The following is a 21521-nucleotide window of genomic DNA, read 5'->3' on the forward strand; positions in this document are numbered from 1 at the left end:
GCCAATGGCTGAAACTGACATTGCTATGCCAGAATCAACGCCTGTTGATTCACGCCCAGCATTTGCAATTGTAGAAGAGCTCAAAACCAAATTTGGTGAGAACTTCTACGTGCAAGCGACTTTTGAAGATTTTCCAACGGTCTGGGTTGAGCGCGCACGTGTACAAGACGTTTTAATGTTCTTGCGGAAAGTCGCACGTCCATACGTGATGTTGTTCGACTTGTCGGCGGTAGATGAGCGTTTACGTACCCACCGCGACGGTTTGCCTGCATCAGACTTTACCGTGTTCTATCACTTGTTGTCGCTTGAGCGTAACAGTGATATTCGTATCAAAGTTGCGTTGAATGAGAGTGATTTAAATCTTCCCACTGCAACCAACATTTGGCCAAATGCCAACTGGTACGAACGCGAAGCATACGATATGTTCGGCATTAACTTCGAAGGGCATCCAATGCTCCGTCGTATTTTGTTGCCAACCTATTGGGAAGGTCATCCACTTCGTAAAGAATATTCTGCACGTGCCACTGAATATACGCCGTATATGCAGAACCAGGCGAAACAGGATTTTGAGCAAGAACACTTGCGCTTTGTTCCTGAAGACTGGGGTCTAAAACGCGGTAATGCCGATGAAGACTTCATGTTCCTGAACTTGGGTCCGAACCATCCCTCTGCGCATGGTGCATTCCGTGTAATCTTGCAGTTAGATGGCGAAGAAGTGAAAGACTGCGTGCCTGATATCGGTTATCACCACCGTGGTGTGGAAAAGATGGCTGAACGTCAAACCTGGCATTCATTCATTCCGTATACCGACCGTGTTGACTACTTGGGTGGTTGTGCGCAAAACATGCCTTATGTGATGGGTGTGGAACAAATGGCAGGAATCACTGTTCCTGACCGTGCGCAATGTATCCGTGTCATGATGTCTGAGTTATTCCGTATCAATAACCACTTGTTGTATATCGGTACTGCAATTCAGGATGCCGGCGGTATGACGCCAGTATTCTATATGTTCGCCGATCGTCAGAAAATCTATGACGCCATCGAAGCGATCACGGGTTACCGTATGCATCCAGCTTGGTTCCGTATTGGCGGTACTGCGCACGACCTTCCCAACAACTGGCAGCACCTGATTCGCGAAATCCTGGACTGGATGCCGAAGCGTATGAACGAGTATTACACAGCAGCACTGAAAAACTCGGTGTTTGTTGGTCGTACTCGTAATGTTGCGCAGTACGATGCAAAATCTGCATTGGCTTGGGGTGTAACCGGTACCGGTCTTCGTGCAACAGGTATTGACTTTGACGTTCGTAAATATCGTCCGTATAGCGGCTACGAAAACTATGACTTCGAGGTGCCTTTAGAGTACGAAGGCGATGCTTACGCGCGTGTTATGGTGCATTTCCGTGAAATTGAAGAATCACTGAAAATCGTGAAGCAATGTTTAGATAACATGCCGTCCGGTGCCTATAAAGCAGACCATCCACTGGCAGTTCCACCACCAAAAGACAAGACATTACAAGATATTGAAACTTTGATTACGCACTTCTTGAGCGTGTCATGGGGGCCTGTAATGCCTGCAGGTGAAGCATCTGTGATGGCAGAAGTGGTGAAAGGTGCAAGTAACTACTACTTGACTTCAGACAAGTCAACCATGAGTTACCGTACCCGTATTCGTACACCAACTTTCACCCATTTACAGCAAATGCCTTCCGTGATTAACGGCAGTCTTGTATCTGACTTAATCATTTATTTAGCGACAATTGACGTCGTAATGGCTGACGTGGATCGCTAAGGGGTAAACGCATTATGATGATTTTGACTGATAAAAAGCCACGTGTGAATATTGAAGGGATTTTAACTTCGGAAGAAATCCACGATATCGAACATCACATTGAACATTATCCGTACCCGCGTGCTGCATGTTTGGATGCATTGAAATGCGTTCAACGCCGTAATGGCTGGGTAGATGATGCGCAAATGAATGCGATTGCACAAATGCTCTCTATGAGTGTTGCGGATTTAGAAGGTGTTGCAACGTTCTATAACCGTATCTATCGCCAACCTGTTGGTCGTCACGTAATTTTGTTATGTGACTCGATTGCCTGTTTCCTGATGGGTGCAGAAACTTTGGCTGAAGCGTTCCAGCGTGAACTCGGTATTCAGTTTGGTCAAACTACCGCTGATGGTCGTTTTACCTTGCTGCCGATTTGCTGCTTAGGTAACTGTGACAAAGGCCCAACCTTAATGATTGATGAAGACACTCACGGATTGGTTGAAGTGACTTCGGTTAAACAGTTATTGGAGAAGTATCTATGAATACTGAACCAAAACCAATTTACGGTGACGGTAACCCGGAAACTCATCCACTTACTTGGCGTTTAAGCAAACAAGCCAATGTCCGTAATGCTGATGATTACGAAGCGCTTGAAGGTTATGCAGGCTTTAAAAAAGCCATTGCCATGAAACCGGCTGAAGTACTTGACGTGGTTAAAGCTGCAACTGTAAAAGGTCGTGGTGGTGCAGGTTTCCCGGCAGGGATTAAATGGTCATTGATGGCGCCAAATGATGGCGGTCCACGTTACCTGATCTGTAATGCCGATGAAATGGAACCGGGTACCTTCAAAGACCGTTTGTTGATGGAAGATCTTCCACACCAATTGATTGAAGGTATGCTGATTGCTGCTTATACATTAGAAGCAACTCAAGGTTATATCTTCATCCGTGGTGAATACATTGAAGCTGCGAAGTATTTAAACGAAGCGCTTGAACAGGTTCGTGCCAAAGGTTACCTAGGGGACAATATCCTTGGTACTGGCTGGAACTTTGATTTACATGTGCATACCGGTGCGGGTCGTTATATCTGCGGTGAAGAAACTGCATTGATTAACTCGCTTGAAGGTCGCCGTGCCAATCCGCGTACCAAACCGCCATTCCCGCAAGTTGCAGGGGCTTGGGGTCGTCCTACCATTGTCAATAACGTAGAGACCTTTAATAACTTGCCAGCCATCATTCTTCGTGGTCCTGAATGGTATGTCAATTTATCTGCGGGTAAATCGAAAGATCCAGGCACAAAAATTTATGGCGCATCAGGCAAGGTGAAGTTCCCGGGTTTATGGGAGCTTCCTTTTGGTACGACAGCGCGTGAAGTGATTGAAGATCATGCCGGTGGTATGCGTGATGGTCTTAAATTAAAAGCATGGTTACCTGGTGGTGCTTCTACAGACTTCTTGGCTGCTGAACACATTGACCTGCCAATGGATGCTGAAAGCATCATGAAAGCAGGCTCACGTTTAGGAACTTGTTTGTTAATGGTGGTTGATGAAACCCAATGTATGGTTTCAGCGACACGTAACTTAGAAGAATTCTTTGCGCGTGAATCATGTGGTTTCTGTACTCCATGTCGTGATGGTCTACCTTGGGCAGTAAAAGCGCTTAAAGCTTTAGAGAATGGCGAAGGTAAACAGGAAGATATCGATCACTTACAAGAGTTAACGCGTAAGTTATGGATTGGTAAAACTTTCTGTGCCCACGCCCCGGGTGCAATGGAACCGCTTATGGGTGCACTCAAACATTTCCGTAGCGAGTTTGAAGCAAAAGTGACGAATCGTCCTGCTGCTCAAGCTAGCCACGCAGAACAAGTTTAAGGAATTCGACTATGGCTACAATTCATGTCGATGGAAAAGACTACGAAGTAAATGGCTCGGAAAACTTGCTACAAGCATGTTTGTCTTTGGGTCTGGATATTCCATACTTTTGTTGGCATCCATCCTTAGGTTCGGTTGGTTCTTGCCGTCAATGTGCCGTGACTCAATACGCGAATCCAGAAGATACGCGTGGTCGTTTAGTCATGTCATGTATGACGCCTGCATCTGACAATACCTATATCTCGATTGAAGACAAAGAAGCGAAGGATTTCCGTGCTTCGATTGTTGAATTCTTGATGACCAACCACCCACACGACTGTCCAGTTTGTGAAGAGGGTGGTCACTGTCATTTACAAGATATGACGGTGATGACACAGCACGACCGTCGTCGCTACCGTTTCACCAAACGTACCCATTACAACCAGGAGCTAGGCTCATTCATTTCACACGAAATGAACCGTTGTATCGCATGTTACCGTTGCGTTCGTTACTATAATGACTATGCAGGCGGTACTGACTTTGGTGTGTATGCGAGCGCTTCTCGAGTTTACTTTGGTCGTCCAGAATCAGGTACTTTAGAATCTGAATTCTCGGGTAACTTGACTGAAGTTTGTCCGACGGGTGTATTTACCGATAAAACCCACTCAGAACGCTATAACCGTAAATGGGACATGCAATATGCGCCAAGCGTATGCCACGGCTGTTCTTCAGGTTGTAACATCTCTCCGGGTGAACGTTATGGTGAAATCCGCCGCGTAGAAAACCGCTTTAATGGTGACGTTAACCAATACTTCCTTTGTGATAAAGGTCGTTTCGGTACCGGTTATGTAAACCGTGAAGATCGTCCGCGTCAGCCACAGTTCCGTTCAGGTGGAAATGTGACTACAGTTTCTGTAGATCAGGCGCTTGATACCGTGATTGCAAATATTCAAGACAAAAAAGTTTTGGGTATTGGTTCTCCACGTGCATCTCTTGAATCTAACTTCGCGCTTCGTGAATTGGTCGGTCAAGAGAACTATTCAACAGGTATGTCCCAAAAAGAACAAAATCTGGTTGAACTGGCTGCATCAATCATGCAAACCGATGGTGTTTATAACCCGACGATGCGTGAAATCGAAAGTTATGATGCTGTATTGATTTTGGGTGAAGACTTAACTCAAACTGCACCACGCATGGCCTTGTCTGTTCGTCAAGCTGCGAAAAACAAAGCCAAAGAAATGGCTGCAGAACGTCGTACTCAAGAATGGCTGGCTGAACCGGTACAACGTATTGGTCAAGATGCGAAATCTCCCATTTACATCCTTGCTGCAACTCAAACTCGTTTAGCAGATGTTGCGACGGGTGAAGTAGTTGCGTCTCCGAACGACATCGCACGTTTAGGCTTTGCGGTTGCTGCAGCAGTTGCGGGTGAAAATATCACTGGTTTAGATGACGATGCGAAAGCATTTGCGCAAACCATTGCTGACACATTAAAAGCTGCGAAAAAGCCATTGATCATCTCTGGTACAAGCTTACAAGACCCTGCAATCATGGAAGCGGCAGCACAAGTTGCGCAAAACCTGGGTTCAAATGCGGGTCTTAGCTTGACTGTTCCTGAAGTGAACTCAATGGGCTTGGCAATCTTCGGTGGTTTAAGCTTGGAACAAGCATTCGCTCAAGATTATGATGCCATTATCGTGGTTGAAAATGACCTATACCGTCGTTTGCCAACCGCTCAAGTGGACGCGGCATTTGCCAAGGCAAATGAAGTGATCGTGCTTGATCATGCGGAAACTGCAACTGTTGCGAAAGCATCGATTGTACTTTCAGCGGCAAGCTTCGCGGAAGGTGATGGTACTGTGGTATCGCAAGAAGGCCGTGCACAACGTTTCTACCAAGTGTATGACCCAAGCTACCACAAACCAGAGTATGCGATTAAAGAATCATGGCGTTGGTTACATGCCCTTGAAACTGGCTTACAAGGTAAGGCAATTTCATGGACATTGCTGGATGACGTCATTGATTCTGTTGTGAAGAATGTCCCTGCACTTGAAGCCATTCAAGATGTGGCACCAGATGCTGGCTTCCGTGTGCATGGCTTGAAAATTGCGCGTGAACCACGCCGTTATTCAGGTCGTACTGCTATGCGTGCGCCGTTATCTGTACATGAACCGAAACAACCGATTGATATCGATTCTGCATTAACGTTCTCTATGGAAGGTTATGTGGGGAATCAGACCCCGTCTTCGCTTGTACCATTTGCATGGTCTGCAGGCTGGAACTCTCCACAGGCCTGGAACAAATTCCAGGACAACGTGGGTGGTCACTTGAAAGGTGGTGATTCAGGCATTCGTTTATTTGATCGTCTGAAAAAACGTCCTGCACGTACTTTCGTTGCACCAACCCCAGTTGTGGTGAATTCAGAAAGTTTCCGTTTAGTACCGATGCACCACATTTTCGGTTCTGGTGAGTTCACTGTGAAAACTCCGGCGATGGAATCACGTATTCCTGCTGCCATGTTTGCGGTAGGTGAACAAGATGCTGCACGCTTAAATGTTCAAGACGGCCAAAAAATCACGGTGAAATCAGGCGAGGCAACAATAAGCCTTCCAGTTCAAGTGATTGAATACTTACCTACAGGTTATATCGGTTATCCAGTTGGTCTTGCACCGACAGTTTCACTTGCAGAGCCTGTATCAGTCGCGGTAGGAGTGTAATTCATGAATCAAGAAATTATACGTCAAACACCGCTTTGGGCTGAGAACTGGCCAATCGCTTATTCAGTGGTTCAAGCGATTGTGATCTTGCTCGTGGTGGTGCTTGTCGCTGCGTTGATGTCATTCATCGAACGTCGTTTACTGGCATTATGGCAAGACCGTTACGGTCCAAACCGTGTTGGTCCTGGGGGGATGTTCCAGATCGTTGCCGACATGCTGAAAATCATGTTCAAGGAAGACTGGACACCGAAGTTTGCTGACAAGCTTACTTTCCGTTTAGCACCAGCAGTTGCCATGGCAACTGCGGTACTTTCGTTCATGGTAATTCCTGTTAGTCCAACACTAGGTGTTGCTGACATGAGTATCGGGCTATTGTTCTTTATGGCAATGGCCGGTATTGCAGTCTATGCAGTACTGTTCGGTGGTTGGGCTTCAAATAACAAATATGCGTTATTGGGTGGTCTTCGTTCAGCAGCTCAAACCATTTCTTATGAAGTGTTCTTGGGGATCTCATTGATGGGTGTAGTCGCAATTGCGGGTTCATTCAACATGCGTGAGATTGTTGAAGCACAACGTGATGTGTGGTTCGTTATTCCGCAATTCTTAGGTTTCTTGATCTTTATTGTTGCGGGTGTGGCAGTAACGCATCGTCATCCATTTGACCAACCAGAAGCTGAACAAGAATTGGCAGAAGGTTACCACGTCGAATACGGCGGCATGAAATGGGGGATGTTCTTCGTTGCAGAATATGTCAACGTGGTTCTTATTTCGGCATTGATCGTTACTTTATTCTTCGGTGGCTGGCTTGCGCCATTCAACTTAGAAATTCCATTTATTCCACCAGTTTTCTGGTTCATCATTAAAACAGCATTCTTTGTGATGATGTTTGTTTTGGCTCGTGGTTCGTTAATGCGTCCACGTTATGACCAGGTGATGAACTTTGGTTGGAAGATTTGTTTGCCATTGGCGTTGGTCAACTTGTTGGTGACTGGTGCTGTGATTCTGATGAATCAGGCCTAGGACAGCAGGGAGTACAAAATGTATAAAATTCTAGCTGGATTCGGGTCAATCGTACGTTCATTGTGGATGGTATTTAGCCACGTGACACGTAAACGTGACACCATTTTATATCCAGAAGTACCAGGTGAACAAATTGTTCCGCCGCGTTTCCGTGGTCGTATTGTATTGACACGTGACCCAGATGGCGAAGAGCGCTGTGTTGCATGTAACTTATGTGCGGTTGCTTGTCCGGTGGGCTGTATTTCACTACAAAAAGCAGAAAAAGAAGATGGTCGTTGGTATCCGGAATTTTTCCGTATCAACTTCTCTCGTTGTATTTTCTGCGGTATGTGTGAAGAAGCATGTCCAACGACTGCAATTCAGATGACACCGGATTTCGAATTAGGCGAATACGTTCGTCAAGACTTGGTTTATGAGAAAGAAAACTTGCTCATTTCGGGTCCGGGTAAATATCCTGACTATAACTTCTACCGCGTAGCCGGTATGGCTGTAGCAGGTAAAGATAAAGGTCAAGCACAACGCGAAAGCGCGCCTGTTGACGTACGGAGCTTATTACCATGATGTGGCCATTTTATTTGATGGCACTCGTGGCCATTGTCTCTACGATTCGTGTTGTGACCAACGCGAATCCTGTACATGCATTGCTGAGCTTGATCGTATCTCTGCTTGCTGTGGCAGGAATATTCATGATTGTGGGTGCACCATTTGCTGGTGCGCTTGAAATTATTGTTTATGCAGGCGCGATCATGGTGTTGTTCGTGTTTGTGGTGATGATGCTGAATTTGGGTCAACATACGGTTGATCAGGAACGTAAGTGGCTCACTTCATCTGCATGGGCATATCCTGCAATGATGAGTTTCCTGATGGGCCTTGTGCTTGTCTGGATGCTTGGCTCCGATTACACCACTGCTGGTCCTGTGATGGGCACAGAGGTGATTGGACCGAAAGTTGTCGGTACAGCGCTCTTTACTCACTACTTACTATTGGTAGAAGTTGCCGCGATGTTATTGCTTGCAGCCCTGGTTGCAGCATTCCATTTGGGTAAACGTGAACCAAGTGCGGAAAAGGAAAAAGAATAATGGGCAACATCCCTTTAGAACATGGTTTGATCGTTGCAACCATTCTTTTTGCACTCGGTTTCTACGGTGTAATGGTGCGACGCAACCTATTATTTATGTTAATGAGCCTTGAAGTGATGATGAACGCAGCTGCACTTGCGTTTGTTTTAGCGGGTAGCGCATGGTTACAGCCAGATGGACAGATCATGTTCATCCTGATTTTAACCCTTGCTGCTGCAGAGGCATGTATTGGTCTTGCGATCGTCCTTCAGTTCTACCATCGCTTCCATCATTTGGATGTGGATGCTGCTAGTGAGATGCGCGGATGAGTTATTTATATTTAACAGTATTATTTCCGCTCATTGGTTTTGTCCTTTTAGCGGCAGGGCGTAACAAGCTTCCTGAAAATGTAGCTGCAATTATTGGGGTAGGGTCAGTTGGCCTGTCTGCTTTATTTGCTTTGATCGCTGGTATGGGCTTTGTCGCGAATGGCTCGGTTGCTCAGGTTCAACATCTTTGGACCTGGTTCAACGTCGGTGGTTTAGCGCCGGGCATGAGTCTGCATCTAGACGGTCTGTCATTACTGATGATGGGCATGGTGACGGGTGTCGGTTTCTTAATCCACATCTTTGCATCATGGTACATGCGTGGTGATGAAGACTTCGCGCGTTTCTTTTCTTACTTCAACCTGTTCGTAGCGAGCATGTTGCTTCTCGTATTGGGCGATAACCTGGCGTTATTGTTCTTGGGGTGGGAAGGCGTAGGTCTATGTTCATACTTGCTGATTGGTTACTACTACCAAAAACCTGAAAATGGTTATGCAGCAATTAAAGCATTTACCGTAACCCGTATTGGTGACGTATTCTTGCTGATCGCATTGTTCTTGCTCTATCAACAGTTTGGTACTTTGCATATCGGAACAATCGTTGCCAATGCACCTCAAGTTTTAGCGGGTGACCATTCACTTGCGATCTGGACATCTTTAATGTTGTTCTTGGGTGCTGCCGGTAAATCTGCTCAAATTCCATTACAAACATGGCTCGCCGATGCGATGGCAGGTCCTACACCTGTTTCTGCATTAATCCATGCTGCAACAATGGTAACTGCAGGTATTTACCTGTGCTGCCGTATGTTCTCTGTGTTTGAAATGACTCCTGAAGTGATGATGTTTATCTCGATCACGGGTGCGGTCACATTGATTGTGGCTGGTTTTGCTGCATTGGTTCAAACCGATATTAAACGTATTTTGGCTTACTCAACCATGAGTCAGCTCGGTTATATGTTTATGGCAGTCGGTGCTGAAGCGTATCAAGCCGGTTTGTTCCATATGCTTTCACACGCATTCTTCAAGGCATTATTATTCCTGTCGTCTGGTGCGGTAATTCTGGCTTTCCACCACGAACAAAACATCTTCAAAATGGGTGGCTTGTTCAAACACAATAAATTCCTTTTTGCCTGCTTCGCCATTGGTGGAGGTGCCTTGGCAGCCATTCCATTCTTGACCATCGGCTTCTTCTCGAAAGATGCCATCCTTGGTGCAGTTTGGGCGCAGGGACAAAGTATTGCAGTTTATAACAGCCTGTACTGGGTGGGTGTTGCTGGTGCGTTCTTAACCTCTATTTATACATTCCGTTTAATCTGGGTGGTATTCTTTGGTAAAGAAAACACGCCGTATCACGAAATCAAGGGTGCGACTTATTGGGCTCCGTTGGGTATCTTGGCGGTACTTTCAACTGGTCTGGCTTACTTCTTAAAAGCACCAGTAGAAGCAATTTTAAACTCTGCGAAGATTCCGGCGTTTATTATTCCTGAAGCACTTGAAGCGGGTGTACACGGTGCTGAATATACCGCAGTCGGTATTGCTCTTGCCGGTCTTGTAGTGGGCGTGATCTTATTTGCCTTTGCTTACAAGGCTGTTAAAGCTTTTGCTGAAACTTCATTTGGTGCCGGTCTGGTCAATATTTGTCGAAATGCACTAGGTTTTGATGCGTTGTATAACATCGTATTTGTGAAACCATATTTGCTGATTGCGAAAATTTTAGGTCGTGATCCAATTGATGGTTTGTGGTTAGTGCTTCCTGCGATTGTTAAAGGTGGTCATAGCTTCACCAGCTCACGTCAAACAGGTTCATTACGTGAATACGCATCAAGTATGTCACTCGGTGTAGTGGTGTTACTGATGATCTTGATCGTGATTCAGGTAGTGGGGAAATAAGATGGAAATCACAAACAACTGGATTTTACCCGCGCTGATCTTGGTACCGTTCATTGCAGGTTTTATTTGTTGGCTCGTCGACAAGTTCGACGACAGAATGCCACGTTACATTGCCTTGTTCGGTATGCTCATTACTTTGGGCTTAACCGTTGCACTTTGGCAATCAGGTACTTTCAACTATGAATTAGGCGCTAAAGTTCCGACTTGGTCTGCCGAATTCATGCTGCCTTGGATTCAAACACTCGGCATTAACATTCACCTCGCAGTGGATGGTCTTTCACTTCTTATGGTGGGCTTAACTGCATTACTGGGTGTACTTGCAGTTGGCTGTTCATGGGGTGAGATTCAAAAGAACGTTGGCTTCTTCCACTTAAACCTTTTATGGTCTTTGGGTGGGGTAATCGGTGTATTCATCGCGATTGACCTGTTCCTGTTCTTCTTCTTCTGGGAGATGATGCTGGTACCAATCTACTTCCTGATTGCGTTATGGGGTCATAAGGGTGCGGACAACAAGTCGCGTGTCTATGCAGCGACTAAGTTCTTCATCTATACCCAGGTAGCAGGTTTGATCATGCTCATCGGTATCCTAGGCCTTGTGGTTTATGGTTACATGATGACAGGCATGATCGGATTTGATTACAACTACTTGCTAGGTGTGGCGAATACGCTTGATGCACAGTTACCATCAGTGGCTTATGCCTTGATGCTTTGTATGTTCATTGGTTTCGCTGTAAAACTTCCAGTATTCCCATTGCATGGCTGGTTACCAGATGCGCACGCTCAAGCTCCGACAGCAGGTTCTGTCGACTTGGCGGGTATCTTGATTAAGACAGCTGCATACGGTCTACTTCGTTTCGTTATTCCATTCTTCCCGGCGGCTTCTGCACAGTTTGCAGACATCGCGATCATTTTTGGTTTAATTGGTGTGTTCTACGGTGCTTGGTGTGCTTTCCAGCAAACCGATATGAAACGTCTGCTTGCTTACACCTCTATTTCGCACATGGGCTTTGTGTTACTTGCACTTTACGCAGGTAATATCTTAACGTTCCAAGGCTTAATGATCATGATGCTGGCACATGGTATTTCATCTGCTGCATTGTTCATTATGTGTGGTCAGGTGTATGAGCGTTTACATACCCGTGACTTGCGTAAAATGGGCGGTATTCGTGGTCAGTTCCAATACCTGCCATTTTTCTTGATGTTCTTTGTTGCAGCCCTTGTGGGTATTCCAGGTTTAGGTAACTTCATTGGTGAATTCCTGATTTTGATGGGTTCATTCGAGAAATTCCCAACCTTTACCATTTTGGCAGCAATCAGCTTGGTACTGGCAGGTCTTTATGGCTTAATCCTTATCCACAAAGCAATGTTTGGTACACCAAACGAAGAGCAAAAACAACATTATACTAATCCGCTGAAAGACTTAAATGCGCGTGAGATTGTTATTCTGTTGATTTGTGCCGTTGCTCTACTATGGCTTGGTATCTACCCACAAAGCTTCCTTGATATTTCAAATTCAAGTATGGCGTGGTTAGCAAACAGCTATATCCCAGTTCAAGACGTTGTCGATGCGACTCAACAGGTCGTATCTCAACAAAATGTGGAGATCCAATAAGCCATGAACTTCACAATGTCATTTTCTGAGCTCATGCCATTAGCTCCTGTGATGATCGTGGCTTTAACTGCGATCGTTGTGATGCTTCTTGTTGCAATTAAACGTAACCATAATTTAATTGCAACAGCATCTGTAGTGGGCCTAAACCTTGCTGGGCTATATATTCTATTCGCTATGTTCGGTGGTGCTTTTGCACCTTCGAACGTGATGGGCATGTTTATGGTTGATCCATTTAGCATGCTTTATCAATTGGTGATTATTATTGCAGCTCTTGCTTGCTGTACCTTGTCTCACGCTTATATTGAAAACTACAAAGATAACCGTGAAGAACTGTATATCTTGATGTTGTGCTCGGTCGCGGGTGCAATGCTCATGGTGGCAAGCTCGCATTATGCATCATTCTTCATCAGCCTTGAGTTGATGTCGATTCCTGTATACGGTCTGTTGGCATATACGCATCAACGTTCACGCTCTTTAGAAGCGGGTATTAAATATCTGGTTCTTTCAGCAACTGCCTCTGCAATGTTGTTGATGGGTATGGCTTATATCTACGCGTATACCGGTTCATTGTCTTTTTATGACAATGTGCAAGCATTAATGCAAGCAATCCAGCAACCGATGGTGATTTTAGGTCTAGGCCTAATTATCTGTGCCGTTGCATTTAAATTATCTCTTGCTCCGTTCCACAAATGGACACCAGACGTTTATGCAGGTGCGCCAGCGCCAATCGCAACCTTCCTTGCGACTGTTGCAAAAGTTGCAACCATTGGTCTGTTCGTACGTTATTTGCTGACTTCAGGTGCAATCCTGATTGACTCTATCGTAACTATCATCACGATTGTTGCGGTGCTTTCAATCTTGGTGGGTAACTTCCTTGCGGTACGTCAAGTCAACTTGAAACGTATCTTGGGTTACTCTTCAATTGCACACTTTGGTTATTTGCTGATTGGTTTAATCAGCATGACTTACGCAAGCCTGGGTAACGTAACGGTTTATGTGATCACTTATGTGTTAACCACAATTGGTGCGTTCGGTGTAGTTGCGTTAATGTCGAGCCCGTACAACAACGACAATGAAGCAGAAAGTTTGGCGGATTACCGTGGTTTGTTCTGGCGTCGTCCAGTACTGACAGCAACTTTAACTGTAATGATGTTGTCTCTTGCCGGTATTCCTTTAACTGCAGGCTTCATTGGTAAGTTCTTGGTGGTGATGGCTGCGGTAACTACGCAACATTGGTTCCTTGCTGCAATGATTATCGTGGGTTCTGGTATCGGTTTGTATTACTACCTCCGTGTGATGGTGGTGATGTACATGACACCTCCAGATACCCCACGTATTGATGCTGATAAACATTGGGGTCAAAAAGTCGGTGGTCTTATGGTACTTGCTGCGGCCTTAGCGGTATTGGTGATTGGTGTCTATCCAGACCCGATCATTAAGATGGCGCTTCAAGCAGAGATTTTATCTCCACTGCATTTCATGCTTTCTCAGCAGTAATCTAAAAAAACGATTAGTTTTAAGCAAAAAGCCTCCTTACTTAGGGGGCTTTTTGGTTTATAAGAAGTATAAAAAACATTTATAATAGAAGTAATTTTATCTCATCTTTTAGGTGTTCTCCTGTGGCTATTCATGAAATCCGTCATCCACTCATTCGACATAAACTTGGTTTGCTACGCCGTGCGGACATTAGTACAAAAAACTTCCGTGAATTAGCACAAGAAGTCACCATGCTGCTGACTTATGAAGCAACCAAAGATTTACCGGTATGTGATCACGAAATTGATGGCTGGAATGGCAAGGTGACTGTAGATCGCATTGTCGGTAAAAAAATTACCGTTGTGCCAATTTTACGTGCCGGCATTGGCATGTTGGATGGTTTCCTAAATCTTATTCCAAGTGCAAAAGTATCAGTTCTGGGTTTAGAGCGTGATGAAAAAACTTTAGAAGCACGTACTTACTATAAAAAATTAGTACCCGACGTTCAAAACCGTCTTGCGATGATTATCGATCCAATGTTAGCCACAGGTTCATCACTTGTTGCAGCGATTGATGTATTGAAAGCAAGTGGCTGTAAAGATATCCGTGTCATGGTTTTGGTTGCGGCCCCTGAAGGGATTAAACGTGTTGAAGCGGCTCATCCTGATGTGATTATTTTTACCGCCTCGATTGATGATGGTTTAAATGAAAATGGTTATATCGTTCCGGGTCTTGGCGATGCGGGTGATAAAATTTTTGGTTCAGTTCAAAAAGACTAATTTTTCAATTTGATCAGAAAGGAGGCTTTTAAAGCCTCTTTTTTATATACTGTGCTAATAGCGTTTACAGATTAGAGTAAAGTTCATGAAATTAGAATATAGATTCGGCAAAGTACTCAAATACAATCCTGAAAAAGGATTCGGTTTTATTTCAATGGCAGGCGAAGATATATTTTTCCATATCTCAGATTTTGCCACAGCCACAGAGGTTGAGCCAAAACGCAATGAAAAAGTAAAATTTGTGCTTGAAGAAAATGGCGAGAAGCTGAAAGCAACACGTATTGAGCGTGTTGATCCAAATCCAGCTAAAACCAAACAGAAAAAAATATTGGAACACAATGAAGCCATTTCAACAGCGTTGTTATCAAACTTCAAACGTTGATTGAATAAATTTTCGTCATCTAAGTATTTTATTTAGATGATTAAAATACTCATTAAAAAGCGCCATTAAGGTGCTTTTTTTATTACAATTCCCGGCATAAGATTTAAACAATAAGAGCGACTTATGTTTGTTGAGGGGAAAGTTAAAAGCTATATCGTAGAGCGTGGCTTTGGATTTATTAGCATGGACGGGGAGTCGAAAGATCTATTTTTTCATATCAAGGATTTTCCCAATAAAAGTGTCGAACCTAAAATAGGGGAAAAGTTGAAGTTTCGAATTGTCGAAGATAATGGCAAATTCAAAGCCGATCAGATTGTTCGCTTGGATTTAAAGCAGAACACAGCAGCTTTAGAGTCGCAGCCCCAACGAAACTCTTATACGAGTAACAATGTTTCCTCTCGGTTTAATGAGCGTAGCGGTAAAGGGCGCATTTTCACAATTATTGGGCTGATTATTATCGCTGTGCTCGCAGTGTTGGTTTATAACAAATATCAAGATTATAAACAGGCCAAGCAATTGAAAACCCAACAGTTGATACAAGAACAGGCGCAGATTGTGGAACAGCAGCGTAAAGCTTTGGGTGATTTGCCAGATCGAGTCCTTTCAGAACAAGGAAAAAGACATCTAGATAACCCATCGAGCCAATCATTGAGAACCGAAGTAATAAATGTTACAGCACCGACTCAAGCTTCTGTGACAACATCACAATTTAAATGTGATGGGCGTACACATTGCTCACAAATGGGCTCCTATGAAGAAGCAGTCTTCTTTTTAAGGAATTGTCCGGGAACTCAAATGGACGGTAACAATGATGGTGAACCTTGCGAGCGCCAATTCAGACGCTAAAAAAAGCGCCATCTAAGCGCTTTTTTTATGACTTTAAATTATTTTTCGCAGAACTTCATAAAGGCTTTTAGTCCCGGACCTTGGTACTTCTGACGATGCACCAGCATGAACAATGGACGGGTAAGTTGCCAGAACGGAGTTTCTAAAATGACCAACTTACCTTTTTCAAGCAAAGGCTCAATCGCGAGTTTAGAAATACAGGACATTCCAATACCGCCAGCTACAATTTTAAGAATCGCTTCATTATGGCCGAGGGTCAGACGGATATTGGCATCCGGTAAATCTTTGAGAATCGCATTATCAAAGACTTCACGCGTACCTGAACCTTCTTCACGTAAAATCCATTCTACGCCTGCCGCCTCAAAGTCAGTAGGAGTCAATGCACGGTCAAGCTGCGCCAGTGGATGATTTGGTGAACAACACACTGCAAGTTCGTCATCACGCCAATGAATACATTGCAACTGCGGTAGGTGACATGAGCCTTCAATTAAAGCTAAATCCAGCTGAAACTGGTTCACAGCTTCAATCATTTGGCGGGTATTGCCGACTTGAAGTTGTAAATGTGCTTGTGGCTGAATTTGAAGGAAATCTGCCATTAAATCGGGCATTAAGTAATCCGAAATCGTGAGCGTTGCCCCTAAGCGTAAGTCGATACTTTGTAGCTCACCTTTGGCTGCCTGTTCGAATGCATCACAACGACCTAAAATTTCTAATGCTTGCGGCAAGAGATAACGACCTAAATCATTGAGTTGTAGACGTTTACCTAAGCGATCGAACAGCGGAGCACCTAAGCCATCTTCCAAATCGGCTAAAGCCATACTTGCAGCACTTTGGGTGAGTTTTACGGCATCACTGGCTTTGGTTACTGTGCCTTCTTGGGCGACTGCTACAAAAACAGCCAACTGGCGTAAAGTCATGCGCATGAATAGAGCCTTAACATTTAAAAAATATTAATAAATTATGTGGTCATGCTACCATGAGCATAGTCTTTCATGCCACGTTGAAATCATGTCAATTGAAAAATTTAGCCTAGAAAAAGTCTTATCTGTACACCGTTGGACCAATAATTTATTCAGTTTTACTCTGACACGACCTGCACATTTCAAATTTACTGCAGGACAGTTTGCGCGTATTGGACTGAAATTGGGAGATGAGATCGTAGTTCGAGCTTATTCCGTGGTGTCATCACCTTTTGATGAAACTTTGGAATTCTTTTCAATTGTGGTGCCAGACGGGGCATTTACCTCTAATTTACAACATTTACAAGTTGGTGATGAACTGTATCTGGAAAAAACACCTTATGGTTTCTTAACCCTTGCCCGTTATCAGCTTCCTTTACCGCAAGATTTATGGTTGTTGGGAACAGGGACAGGCTTGGCGCCATTTTTATCCATGCTGCAAGACTTTGAAACCTGGACTAAATATAAAAATATTCATTTAGTCTATAGCGTAAGAACTGCCGCCGAACTGGCTTATGTAGAGCGTATTCAAGAAATTGCAGCAAGTTTTGGTGAAGGACATCGCGGATTTAAATTTGTGCCCATTATCACCCGTGATCCTAATGCAGCATTACATGACCGCTTACCGGTGCTGATTGAGAATGGTGAATTAGAAAAAGCAGTTGGTCTAAAATTAAATATTGAAACCAGTCATGTAATGTTGTGTGGTAATCCGCAAATGGTGGAAGACACCAAAGAAGCCTTAAAGGCACGTGGTTTAATCATGAACCGTCGTGGTGAAGGAAATATTGCAGTTGAGAATTATTGGTAAAAGCTACGAAAATTATTTTGCTCTCTCCCTGAGCAAGATTTAAAGCATTGCTTTTAAATCGAAGTATAAGAGAGGGCTGGGGTGAGAATCTATTGAAATAGTACCTCTCTGCCCTGCGCAATAGTACTGCTCAACTCCTAAAAGAAGAGGGAACTAGAAACTCTCTCTAAACTTTTCCTTCAAGCCATAAAAAATCCCTCTTTAATGAGGGATTTTTAAATCAAATCATTCTAATTAATGTACAAACATATCAATATATTCGCGAATTTCTTGGATCGCGGTTTCAACGTCCGCAGTAAGCCAAGTCGGTTCAAACAGGCCTGAATAATGTTCAAGACGATCTTGTGGAACTACCAAACGAATTGGGCACTCTTCTTCCAATAAACGCCAAGGAATAATCGGCACTTCATTGTCTAAAAAGGGTGCGATATTACGAATATCAATCACCATCGCATTGATACATTCAGGAAAAGGCATCACTGAAAACTCTTCGGTACGACGACGGAAATATTCCAGATCACCCCATTTAAGCACGTAACTGGGTTTATTAAATTCAATAATCCCAATGAGATGTTCATCACGAGTGTAATGCAAGCAACATTGATGAGTGACATCAGTGTCCAAATCAAGCGTTACAGATTTCTGTCGATACGCCATAAAGTTAAGCAGCATGAAAAACAAGGTGCACAATTATAGCTCATTTTAAGCCTTTCAGCACCTACACCCCAATTCATCTTTATTTAAGATTAAAGATAAAAATACTCGGTATTTATTTTACTATAACAGTTGATTAAACAGCTTTTTATCACATTTTAAAATTGGTATGGCGTATAGGTAAATCTTTTTATTTCAAAAAATAGAATAACAGTTAGGTATGTCAGACATTAGAACTGTAATAAAAAAATACCTCTCCCGAATAAGTGGAAACATAACAGAAAAATATTTTGTCATAGATCAATTAAAGAAGCGTAGTCAGATGGCTGCTTTTGCCAAAAATGATAGCTGCGGTGAACAAGATTATGTGCAATCAGGATTTAATTTTAGTCGCCAAAAAATGCAGGCTGATCACTCAATTTCGTAATACCAGGTTGTAACACCAGAGATTTGGAAGAGCGATTATTAACCCGATTACAATCGCAGATTTAATCTATATTTTCCCCCAGTATTTTAGATGGTTTGATGTATGGCAATGGTGATGCCAAATCATTATTGCATTCAGTGTACCTCTTGGCGGTTTACCTGAAGGAGTGGCAATTCAGCGTTGAATAGTATTAATGAGACAGTCTCGCCAACTCCAATTTTCAGGCGTGTATCTTAAAGATGAGCATCAAATGGTGGTTGAGACTACTACTTACTTTCAGCTAAAACTTATTTTCTAATGTGAAAGTATTTAAGCCAAGTTACATGTATTCACCATGTCACTATGCTTTTACACATAACTAAACTGTGGATATTGCTAGTATAAAAATATGAAAACAAGATAAAGCAGAGAAATATATGCCACATGATTTTAATAAACCGCCTCATGTAACCACCCCGGAAGAAAAGAATCAGAAAAAGCGTCTGCCTGTTTATATTTTAATTCTTGTGGGTGTGTTTTTTATTGCTTTACTGGCTTATATGTTTGCCGATAGCAAGCCGGATGCGCAAGATGCGCCTCCTGGACATCCTAATCCTTCAGCTGTACCAGCTACACCGAATAATACAACCCCAGATACTGCAACGGCGACCGCAACTGATGAGGCAGTAGCCACTGATGTCGATACGGCAACGGAAGCGGGTGAAAGTGATGCGATTAAGAATGCTGCTGATAATGTGGGGACTGGACGAAGCAATGGTAATTAAAACGAAAACTTTATTGTAATAATTTAAAGCCCTGGTCTGCAAAGATTAGGGCTTTTTTGCAATGTAATGTGCGCTTTTGTTGTATTTATGCTGATTTGTATTGAATAAAAAACACGCTAAATCTAAGGTTATTTTCAACATCATAATATTAGGTATAAGTCACTCAAATAACAGTGCAATTCCTACGCCTTCGACTTCAATAAGTAATAACAAGAGGAAATCACAATATGAATGAATATTTTTCTGGAGGCCCTAGAGGGGGAGAATTTGATGCCATGTATTATTGGAATCAATTTCATCCTATTCTGGCTGCTGTCGCTATTTTATTGATTGGTTGGATTCTTGCTCTTATTATTGCAGCAGGAATTAAAAAACTTTTAGAAAAACTAGGAACAAATCAAAGGCTTTCAAGTACCACTGGACATCGCGCAAATATTGAAAGTATTGTATCTCGCGTCGTGTTCTGGATCGTGATGATCATGGCCATCATCGGTGCATTAAATGTGCTCAATCTCACCAGTGTGAGTGGACCATTTAGCAATATGATTCAACAATTCCTGTTGTTTATTCCACAGCTTCTAGCTGCCGTGGCTGTTGGCTTTATTGGCTGGATTGTAGCCACCTTGGTTAGAGCTGGCATGCAAAAACTGTTGGATCGTACTCAGCTAGATGAAAAACTGAGTGCAGATGTCGGCGTGAGCCCAATCAGTAAAAATATTAGTGATATTGTCTATTGGCTAATTTTATTGTTATTCCTTCCAATTGTATTGTCTATTTTAGGTCTGAACGGTCTGTTATTCCCAATACAAAATATGGTCAGTGAAGTTGTTTCTTACTTGCCTAATATCTTTATTGCCGTTGTTATTGTGTTTGTCGGTTATGTTCTGGCAAAAATTGTACGCGGTATTATTGAAGGTTTGGTCGGTAGTTTAAATTTACAGCATGAAACACAAAAAATTGGTTTCTTAAAAAATTCCAATTTGCCAAGAGTATTAGGTTCTTTTGTTTTCGCTGTCATTATTATTACTTCACTCATTATTGCATTTGAAGCCTTAGGTATTACTGCAATTTCACAGCCCGCAACTGCGATGCTGTATGAAATTATGAATGCCATCCCGCATATTATTGCGGCCGGTTTAATTCTGATTTTGGCTTATGTAGTTTCGCGCTTCGTAGCTAATTTGGTGGTTGATGTATTGGCTGGAACAGGGGTTGATGAATTACCTGCCAAAATAGATGCACAACGTTTTTTAGGGACAACTAAAGTATCTACTATTGTCGGATACATGATTGTCTTCTTTACCATGCTATTTGCAGTATCGGAAGCCGCAAACCGACTTGGCTTTGAACAGGTGAGCGGACTGATTTCGATGTTTATCCAGTTCGGTGCCAATATTTTACTTGGTGCTGTCATCTTGATGATTGGTTTCTGGTTAGCCAACATTGTTGCAAAAGTAATCGGACGTGGTGAATACAACAGTTCACGCTGGTTAGCAAACTTGGTTCGTATTCTGATTATGGGCTTAGTGATTGCCATGGGTTTACGCGCAATGGGTATTGCCGATTCTATTGTCAACCTTGCCTTTGGTTTAACTTTGGGCGCAGTTGCAGTGGCATTTGCACTCGCCTTTGGTTTAGGCGGCCGTCAGCCAGCCGAACGCGTATTAACGGATTTAATTGATAAATGTAAGAAAGATGCGAAGGAACCTAATCCTTTACATCAAGATAATTCCGATCTCATGACTTCCACCTCAATCTCTGCCCATGCTGCGCAAGCATTTACTCAACATGGCGCCGTAGCTAAAGGAATTGATCCTTCAGTGGATAAATCTTCTGAATTTGGAATAAATGGAGGCACGTCTCCGGCAAGCTCTGATCTGACAAAACCTGCAACAGAGAGTCGATTCCCATTATCCAATCAGGACGGGGATGGTTCTCAAGTGCAAAACAATTTGTCTAATCCGACCCCTGCGTCACTTACGACCGCACCTCAGGACGATATAACGAGTACAGATCAGGCAGTTCCAGATTCTGTACGCATTGACCCTCAACAGCCGCCAAAAAATAATCCATTTGGATCAACGGGTGAATCAGAGTCAAAAGTTGATATTCATACTGACAAAAAACCTAACCCGAACGATAACAATACGTAATCGGTTCAATTGAGATAAAATCGGC

19 protein-coding genes and 1 pseudogene are annotated in these 21521 nt (G+C 43.3%); 18 read left to right on the forward strand and 2 right to left on the reverse strand.

Annotation, left to right across the window (positions count from 1 at the left end; all coding sequences use genetic code 11):
* The first annotated feature begins 4 nt into the window (after positions 1 to 4).
* The 14 genes from nuoC to AC3CAU_RS13285 all read left to right on the forward strand — a co-directional run bounded on the left by nuoC (position 5) and on the right by AC3CAU_RS13285 (position 15728).
* The gene (gene nuoC / locus AC3CAU_RS13220; protein WP_131214225.1) at positions 5 to 1792 is read left to right on the forward strand and encodes an NADH-quinone oxidoreductase subunit C/D; all 1788 of its coding nucleotides are present in this window, start codon (positions 5 to 7) and stop codon (positions 1790 to 1792) included.
* Positions 1793 to 1806: 14 nt separating this feature from the next.
* Positions 1807 to 2316, forward strand: coding sequence for an NADH-quinone oxidoreductase subunit NuoE (nuoE, locus tag AC3CAU_RS13225; RefSeq protein WP_131214224.1), 510 nt, complete (start codon positions 1807 to 1809; stop codon positions 2314 to 2316).
* Complete coding sequence (gene nuoF, locus AC3CAU_RS13230) at positions 2313 to 3644, forward strand: NADH-quinone oxidoreductase subunit NuoF (RefSeq protein WP_447053550.1); 1332 nt, start codon at positions 2313 to 2315, stop codon at positions 3642 to 3644. The genes nuoE and nuoF overlap by 4 nt, the downstream gene beginning before the upstream one ends.
* Before the next feature lie 11 nt (positions 3645 to 3655).
* Positions 3656 to 6340 carry an NADH-quinone oxidoreductase subunit NuoG gene (nuoG, locus tag AC3CAU_RS13235; protein ID WP_447053549.1) on the forward strand — a complete coding sequence of 895 codons (2685 nt, stop codon included), beginning with the start codon at positions 3656 to 3658 and terminating at the stop codon, positions 6338 to 6340.
* A 3-nt stretch (positions 6341 to 6343) separates the two neighbouring features.
* Entirely contained in the window at positions 6344 to 7360 is a 1017-nt protein-coding gene (nuoH, locus tag AC3CAU_RS13240; RefSeq protein ID WP_131214221.1) for an NADH-quinone oxidoreductase subunit NuoH, read from the forward strand.
* A gap of 18 nt (positions 7361 to 7378) precedes the next feature.
* Positions 7379 to 7921 (forward strand): NADH-quinone oxidoreductase subunit NuoI, encoded by a 543-nt coding sequence (nuoI, locus tag AC3CAU_RS13245; RefSeq protein WP_067870251.1) that lies wholly within the window; start codon positions 7379 to 7381, stop codon positions 7919 to 7921.
* On the forward strand, positions 7921 to 8439 hold the full coding sequence (nuoJ, locus tag AC3CAU_RS13250) for an NADH-quinone oxidoreductase subunit J (protein ID WP_370983980.1): 519 nt from the start codon (positions 7921 to 7923) through the stop codon (positions 8437 to 8439). The genes nuoI and nuoJ overlap by 1 nt, the downstream gene beginning before the upstream one ends.
* On the forward strand, positions 8439 to 8747 hold the full coding sequence (gene nuoK, locus AC3CAU_RS13255) for an NADH-quinone oxidoreductase subunit NuoK (protein ID WP_067726428.1): 309 nt from the start codon (positions 8439 to 8441) through the stop codon (positions 8745 to 8747). The genes nuoJ and nuoK overlap by 1 nt, the downstream gene beginning before the upstream one ends.
* Positions 8744 to 10633: an NADH-quinone oxidoreductase subunit L gene (gene nuoL / locus AC3CAU_RS13260; RefSeq protein WP_447053548.1), complete on the forward strand. Its 1890-nt coding sequence runs from the start codon at positions 8744 to 8746 to the stop codon at positions 10631 to 10633. Before nuoK ends, nuoL begins: the two co-directional genes overlap by 4 nt.
* 7 nt (positions 10634 to 10640) lie before the next feature.
* A complete protein-coding gene (gene nuoM, locus AC3CAU_RS13265) occupies positions 10641 to 12245 on the forward strand; it encodes an NADH-quinone oxidoreductase subunit M (RefSeq protein WP_171459117.1) in 1605 nt (534 codons plus the stop codon).
* A gap of 3 nt (positions 12246 to 12248) precedes the next feature.
* The gene (gene nuoN, locus AC3CAU_RS13270; RefSeq protein ID WP_424620742.1) at positions 12249 to 13742 is read left to right on the forward strand and encodes an NADH-quinone oxidoreductase subunit NuoN; all 1494 of its coding nucleotides are present in this window, start codon (positions 12249 to 12251) and stop codon (positions 13740 to 13742) included.
* A 122-nt stretch (positions 13743 to 13864) separates the two neighbouring features.
* Entirely contained in the window at positions 13865 to 14500 is a 636-nt protein-coding gene (gene upp / locus AC3CAU_RS13275; protein ID WP_067726419.1) for a uracil phosphoribosyltransferase, read from the forward strand.
* An 85-nt stretch (positions 14501 to 14585) separates the two neighbouring features.
* Entirely contained in the window at positions 14586 to 14882 is a 297-nt protein-coding gene (locus AC3CAU_RS13280; protein ID WP_424620740.1) for a cold shock domain-containing protein, read from the forward strand.
* 123 nt (positions 14883 to 15005) lie between these two features.
* Positions 15006 to 15728, forward strand: a complete 723-nt coding sequence (locus AC3CAU_RS13285; RefSeq protein WP_447053547.1) for a cold shock domain-containing protein — start codon at positions 15006 to 15008, stop codon at positions 15726 to 15728.
* Positions 15729 to 15766: 38 nt separating this feature from the next.
* Here the strand turns inward: AC3CAU_RS13285 and gigC are convergent, their stop codons facing one another.
* Positions 15767 to 16651 carry a LysR family transcriptional regulator GigC gene (gigC, locus tag AC3CAU_RS13290; protein WP_131214211.1) on the reverse strand — a complete coding sequence of 295 codons (885 nt, stop codon included), beginning with the start codon at positions 16649 to 16651 and terminating at the stop codon, positions 15767 to 15769.
* Between the two features lie 85 nt (positions 16652 to 16736).
* Here gigC and AC3CAU_RS13295 point away from each other — a divergent pair, with 85 nt between their 5' ends.
* On the forward strand, positions 16737 to 17498 hold the full coding sequence (locus AC3CAU_RS13295; protein WP_447053546.1) for a ferredoxin--NADP reductase: 762 nt from the start codon (positions 16737 to 16739) through the stop codon (positions 17496 to 17498).
* Between the two features lie 234 nt (positions 17499 to 17732).
* Here the strand turns inward: AC3CAU_RS13295 and AC3CAU_RS13300 are convergent, their stop codons facing one another.
* A complete protein-coding gene (locus tag AC3CAU_RS13300; protein ID WP_131214207.1) occupies positions 17733 to 18155 on the reverse strand; it encodes a hypothetical protein in 423 nt (140 codons plus the stop codon).
* A gap of 326 nt (positions 18156 to 18481) precedes the next feature.
* Between AC3CAU_RS13300 and eutB the strand changes: the two are divergent.
* The 3 genes and pseudogenes from eutB to AC3CAU_RS13315 form a co-directional block, all read left to right on the forward strand.
* A pseudogene (gene eutB / locus AC3CAU_RS13305) lies at positions 18482 to 18641 on the forward strand (ethanolamine ammonia-lyase subunit EutB); the annotation flags it as partial.
* 354 nt (positions 18642 to 18995) lie between these two features.
* Entirely contained in the window at positions 18996 to 19343 is a 348-nt protein-coding gene (locus AC3CAU_RS13310; protein WP_131214205.1) for a hypothetical protein, read from the forward strand.
* A 227-nt stretch (positions 19344 to 19570) separates the two neighbouring features.
* Positions 19571 to 21496 (forward strand): mechanosensitive ion channel, encoded by a 1926-nt coding sequence (locus tag AC3CAU_RS13315; RefSeq protein WP_447053545.1) that lies wholly within the window; start codon positions 19571 to 19573, stop codon positions 21494 to 21496.
* Positions 21497 to 21521 lie beyond the last annotated feature (25 nt).

The sequence above is a fragment of the Acinetobacter sp. GG23 genome (assembly GCF_057766365.1).